The sequence below is a fragment of the Pontiella sp. genome (assembly GCF_041622395.1).
Classification (GTDB): Bacteria; Verrucomicrobiota; Kiritimatiellia; order Kiritimatiellales; family Pontiellaceae; genus Pontiella.
The window spans coordinates 1-6,048 of the sequence record NZ_JBFJYW010000238.1 but is presented as its reverse complement, the minus strand read 5'-3'; the positions used below and the strand labels follow the sequence as shown (position 1 = coordinate 6,048).

The window sequence follows — 6,048 nt, the reverse complement described above, 5'->3', positions numbered from 1 at the left end:
GCGACCCGAGCGACGTCATCAAGGTCGGCGATCTCTACTATGTCTGGTACTCGAAAGGAACGATCTCCCCCGGCTACGATGCGACGGTGTGGTATGCCAGCTCGGCCGATGGCGTGAGCTGGACGGAGAAGGGCATGGCGCTGGCCAAGGGCGAGCCCGGCAGCTGGGAAGGCGCCAGCGTGTTTACGCCCAACATTCTCGTTGCCGAGGGAAAATACTGGCTCTTCTACACGGGCACTTCGCGGCCGTTCGCTCAAAAGCCGTTCAATCCCGACTCCAAGATCGGCATCGCCGTATCGGATTCCCCCGACGGCCCCTGGGAGCGGCTGGCCACCAATCCGGCGCTGATAAACAGCGATGACGACAAGCAGTTCGACAGCCATCTGATCGACGACGCCTGCCTGCTGGTCCGCGAGGGAAAATATTGGTTCTACTACAAGGGCCGCCAGCAGGGCAAAGGCCCGGGACAGACCCAGATGGGGCTGGCCATCGCCGATAAACCCGAAGGTCCCTACATCCGCCATCCGGAAAACCCGGTCATTCCCGGCAACCACGAAGTGCTGGTTTGGCCGCAGGGCAAAGGCGTTGCCGCGATGATCGGAACCACCGGTCCGAAGGAGATCACGAATTCGATCCTCTATGCCGAGGATGGCGTGCATTTCACCAAGACCCACACCGTGAAACGCGGCGCGTGGGCGGGCGGCGCCTACCGCCCCGAAGCGTTTACGGGCAGCGGCACCGGCGCCCTCCCGGAATGGGGGGTCGAGATCGGGGCGAAAAAAGGATATCTCCCCTTCATCCGCCGCTTCGACGTAAAAGAAGGTGAGTAGGATGAAAAACCATCTGCTGACGATGTTGGCGTTTGTGCTGCCGGTCGCGAACCTGTTCGCGGCCCCGGCGGCGGTTCAGTCCCCGAATGGGCAGGTTGCCGTATCGTTCGAAGTGAAGGACGGGGCGCTGCGCTATGCCATTTCCAAGGGCGGCAAGTCCGTTGTCGATTCTTCCGCGCTGGAAATCTTCGCCGGCGCGAAGATGGCGGTGGTCGATGGGGCGGTGCGGCAGAACGATACGAGCTGGTCGCCGACCTATGGCCAGTTCAGCACGGTCCGCGACCTTCATAACGAGCTGACGCTTTCGCTGACGGCGGGCGGTACGCCCGTGACGCTGCTCTGCCGCGTGTTCGATTCGGGCGTCGGAATCCGCTTCGTGATGTCGAAGGAATCCAACGGCAAGAAGACCAACTTCGTCTGCGGCTATGGTTTGGTCGATGCCGCGGGCTGCTACCACCCCAAGGGGGAGAGCGGGGTGGCCGGGCCGTTGCGCCTCAACCAGCTGAAGAAAATTTCCATTCCGCTGGTGGTCGAGCGCACCGACGGACTGGCGCTCGCGCTGCTGGAGTCGGATCTCTATTCCGCCGACGGATTCGAGGAGATGGGCCTTCGTTTCGACGAAGCAACCCAGAGCGTCGTTTCCTCGAGCTCCGCGGTTTCGGGCGGCGAAGGAACGTTCACGCCTTGGCGCGTCATCCTGATCGGCGATAGCGTCGGCGATTTGATGGTGAATACCGTGGCGCTGAACCTGGCGGCGCCTTGCAAGCTCGACGATGCCGGCTGGGTCAAGCCGGGCAAAGGGCTGTGGGACTGGCGTATCCATGGCTACGACAACGGCGAGTTTGTCTACGACATCAACACCCGCAGCTACCTGCACCTGATCGATTTCTGCGCCGAGCAGGGTATTGAGCTCCTGACGGTCGATGATCACTGGTTCACGAAAGCGGGCGGCGGCACCATGGAGGTTTCGCCGGAGGTCGATATCAAGCAGGTGATGGCCTATGCCAAGAAGAAGGGCGTTCAAATCATGCTCTACTACGACCGCAAGAAGGGCGACTTCGGCGATGAGACGCTCTTCGACCACTATGCCGGGCTGGGAGCCTCCGGCATGAAGTATGGCTTCATGGGCAGCAAGACCTCCTTCACCCGCAACGCCATCGATAAAGCCGCCGAAAAAAAGATGCTGATCAACTTCCACGATGGTCCGGTGCCGATGACGGGGGTGGAGCGGACGATGCCCAACCTGATCACCCGCGAGTATTGCCATGCGCAGCAGGATAGCCGCCGCGCCTTTACTCCCGAAACCTTCATTAAGATGGCGATGGTCAATGGGCTGGTCGGCCCGCTCGATATGGCCAATGGGAACTTCGGCATCAAGAGCATCAACGCCGGCGAGCGCAAGAAGGGGCCGAAAAAACAAAACTCCTATGTTTCGACCGTGGTCAGCGAGGTCGCCCGCACCTTGGTGATCTACACCGGGCTCATCACGCTGCCCGACGCGCCGGAAGAATATTTGAAGAAGGCCGACCTGTTCGAATTTCTCAGGCAGATGCCCGCAACGTGGGATGAATCGCGCGTTCTGCAGTCCAAAATCGGAAGCCAGCTATCGATCGCGCGCCGCACGGGCGACGTCTGGTTCGTCGGTTCGGTGGGCGACCAAACCGCCCGGACCGTGGATCTCAGGCTGGATTTCCTCGAAGCGGGACGCGCTTATGAAGCCACCCTCTACCAAGACGCGCCCGATGCCCACGGCGTCAAAAACCCCGAGGCCTACGAAATCAAAACCGCGACCGTAAAGCGCGGCGATGTGATCCGCGCCAAGCTCGCCGTCGGCGGCGGGCACGCCATGATCCTGCGTCCAAAACCGTAGGGGGATTTCGTTCGTTCCACTGTGGATGGAGTACCGGGGGGCGCTTGTCATGGCGTCCCCTTTTTCGCGATGCGGCAGGGCATTGGGCCAATCGGGCGAAGGAGTTGGGTGATGAATGGGTTGAAATGGATCGGGTTGTTGCTGTTGCCGGCCATGGTGTTGGCGGCGAACGAGCAGCCGAATTTTGTTTTCTTGCTGGTGGATGATTTGGGCTGGGGCGATTTCGGTTGCTATGGCTCGGAGTTCCACGAAACGCCGAACATCGACAAGCTGGCCAGCCAGGGCATGCTGTTTAAAAACGGCTATGCGGCCTGCACGGTCTGCTCGCCGAGCCGCGCCGCAATCCTGACGGGCTGTTATCCGGCGCGGACCCATCTGACGGATTGGATCGCCGGGCACAAACGGCCGCGCGCCAAGCTGTCGGTGCCGGATTGGACGATGAAGATGGAGCACGAGCGGGTCGTGCTGCCGGAGGCGCTCAAAGCGGGCGGCTATGCCACCGCGTTTTTCGGCAAGTGGCACCTGATGCCGATCGGCGCGCCGGATTTTGAGGAGCATGATCCGACCCGCCATGGGTTCGATATCAACATCGGCGGCCGCGAGTGGGGGCAACCCAAGGGGCCGGGTAAATATTTCTCGCCCTTCGGCATGCCGAACCTCGACGACGGAAAGAAAGGCGATTTCCTGACCGATAAGCTGACGGATGCGGCGCTTGATTTCCTGGCCGCCACCGAGAGGGAGCAACCGTTCCTCCTCTACTTTGCCTACTACACGTTGCACGGCCCCATCATGGCCCCGCCCGAGCTGGTGGCAAAATACAAGCAGAAGGCCAAGACCTTTAAGAACCGACGCAACGAGTGCGTCAATCCGGCCCGTGCCGGAATGGTGGAAAAGCTGGACGACAGCGTCGGCCGCATCATGGCCAAGCTGGATGAGCTGGGCCTGTCCGAGAATACCGTCGTGATCCTTACGGGCGACAACGGGGGCGATAAGCCGGAATCGACCGGCGGGCTGCGGGACTTCAAGGGATTTTCGCACGAGGGCGGCGTACGGGAACCGTTCGTGGTGAAGTGGCCCGGAAAAACCGCGGCGGGATCGACCTGCGACGAGCCGGTGATCGGGACGGATTTTTATCCAACGATGCTCGAAATGGCGGGCCTGCCGCCGCGCCCGGACCAGCATCGGGACGGCGTCAGCATCGTGCCGCTGCTGACGGGCCAGCGCACGACGCTCGACCGAAACACGCTCTATTGGCACTATCCGCATTACCACCGCACCCTGCCATACGGCGCGATCCGCCAAGGCGACCTGAAGCTGATCGAATTTTTCGAAGACGGCCGGCTGGAGCTGTATGACCTGAAGGCCGATCCGACGGAATCGGAAAACCTGGCGGCCGCCCATCCGGAAAAGGCGCAGGAGCTGTTGAAAAAACTCAAGCAGTGGCGCCAAGAGGTCGGGGCGCAGACGATGACCGACAACCCGAATTATGTTCCGCCCAAACAGGCGAAAAAAAAGGGCAAGTAAACCGCAAGGATACACCATCTGGAGAAACGGGATATGAACGCAAGGCTGATGAAACTCCTGAAGTTGAAATGCATTGGATGGGCCGGGCTCGGATTGGCGGCCCTCGCGTTTGCCGCGCCGGAGCAACCGAACGTTGTCCTGGTTTTTGCGGATGACCTGGGCTATGGCGATCTCGGCTGCTACGGCGCAACCCGGGTGAAGACGCCGAACATCGACAAGCTCGCCACCGAAGGGCGCCGCTTCACCGACGCCCATTCGGCCTCCGCCGTTTGCACCCCGTCGCGCTACGGGCTGCTGACCGGGGAATATCCCGTGCGCGGGAACGGCGGAAAAGGGATCTGGGGGCCGTGCGGCCATTTCCAGCCGCTGCTGATCGATACGAACAAACTGACGCTGGCCCAGCTGTTCAAAAACAAAGGCTATGCCACCGCGGCCATCGGTAAATGGCATCTCGGATTCGGTACCGGAAAGACCGACTGGAACAAACCGCTGCGCCCGGGACCGCTGGAACTCGGGTTCGACTATTATTTCGGGGTGCCCAAGGTGAACAGCGGCTATCCCTACGTCTATGTCGAGAACCACGGCATCGTCGGCTATGACCCGAACGACCCCGTTGTTTTCAATCCGCCGTTTTCCGAAACCACGACCTATGGCCCGGAAGCCGGCAACAAGAGCCCCAACCGTGTGGGCGGCGCCAAAAAGGCCCACGCCCTTTACGACGATGAAAAAACGGGCGCCCTGCTGACCGAAAAAGCGGTCGAATGGATTACACAAAACAGAGAGAAGCCCTTCTTCCTCTATTTCCCGACGACGAATATCCACCATCCGTTCACGCCGGGGCCGCAGTTCAAAGGATCCAGCCAGGCCGGCCTATACGGCGACTTTATCCAGGAGTTCGACGGAATGGTCGGTGAACTGGTGAAGTGTCTCGAGCAAAACGGCCTGGCCGATAATACGTTGATCATTGTCACCAGCGACAACGGCGGCATGTTCAACACCGGGGGCCAGGATGCCTTTGCCGCCGGCCACCGCCAGAACGGCGATCTGCTCGGCTTCAAGTTCGGCGTCTGGGAAGGCGGACACCGCATCCCGTTCATCGCCAAGTGGCCCGGAAAAATCACACCGGGCACGGTATCCAGCCAGTTGATCAGCGGGGTGGATATGCTGGCCACCTGCGCCGCCATCACGGGCCAGACGGTCGAAAAGAAGCAGCTCGCGGACAGCATCAACGTGTTGCCGGCACTGGTCGGCGACCCGGCAGCTCCCCTGCGGGAGACGCTCGTTCTTTGCCCGAACAAGCCGACCCACCTTTCCGTCCGCAAAGGCCGCTGGGTGTACATCCCCGCGCAAGGAGCGGGCGGCTTCAACGGCAAGCCCGGCGTCCATGCCGCCGGCGGCCCCGCCTGCGCATCCTTCGTCGGCAACGTCAACAGCGACATCGAAAACGGCAAAATCAAAAAGAACGCCCCGCCCGCACAGCTCTACGACCTCGTCAAGGACGTCAACCAAACCCAGAACGTTTACAATCAATTCCCCGAAGTCGTCCAGGAGATGGAGGCGCTGCTCGCCACCTACCAACCCGTGAAGGCGGACGCCCGCAAAGCCCGCCGCAACAAAGAAAAATAAGGCCGTAAATCGCCGCGGTTTCCAAACCGACCGACGGCTGAAGCGGTGCCGCATCGGCTCCGACCTTCCTCCCCCGGAGCCGGTACCCCTCCTCCCGAATTCATGCGCGGCCGACGCCCTCAAGCCTCCGGCAGCATGGACCCACCCATCTCCGTGACGGAATTGCGGCGGATTGTAGGGCCGAAACGGTTGACGAAG

General features: G+C 61.3%; 4 protein-coding genes. All 4 read left to right on the top strand.

The window, feature by feature from the left end; all coding sequences use genetic code 11:
* A partial coding sequence (locus tag ABYO54_RS12955; RefSeq protein ID WP_372808670.1) for a family 43 glycosylhydrolase occupies positions 1-830 on the top strand: 830 nt, incomplete at its 5' end.
* Between the two features lies 1 nt (position 831).
* Positions 832-2,700 carry a glycoside hydrolase family 97 catalytic domain-containing protein gene (locus ABYO54_RS12950; protein WP_372808669.1) on the top strand — a complete coding sequence of 623 codons (1,869 nt, stop codon included), beginning with the start codon at positions 832-834 and terminating at the stop codon, positions 2,698-2,700.
* A gap of 111 nt (positions 2,701-2,811) precedes the next feature.
* Complete coding sequence (locus tag ABYO54_RS12945; RefSeq protein WP_372808668.1) at positions 2,812-4,224, top strand: sulfatase; 1,413 nt, start codon at positions 2,812-2,814, stop codon at positions 4,222-4,224.
* 48 nt (positions 4,225-4,272) lie between these two features.
* Positions 4,273-5,850: an arylsulfatase gene (locus ABYO54_RS12940; RefSeq protein ID WP_372808667.1), complete on the top strand. Its 1,578-nt coding sequence runs from the start codon at positions 4,273-4,275 to the stop codon at positions 5,848-5,850.
* The last annotated feature ends 198 nt before the right edge of the window (positions 5,851-6,048 follow it).

What these genes read in the sequence shown, in the direction of transcription:
- ABYO54_RS12950 (WP_372808669.1), top strand. Translation starts at nt 832, where the DNA reads ATGAAAAACCATCTGCTGACGATGTTGGCGTTTGTGCTGCCGGTCGCG.
- ABYO54_RS12945 (WP_372808668.1), top strand. Translation starts at nt 2,812, where the DNA reads ATGAATGGGTTGAAATGGATCGGGTTGTTGCTGTTGCCGGCCATGGTG.
- ABYO54_RS12940 (WP_372808667.1), top strand. Translation starts at nt 4,273, where the DNA reads ATGAAACTCCTGAAGTTGAAATGCATTGGATGGGCCGGGCTCGGATTG.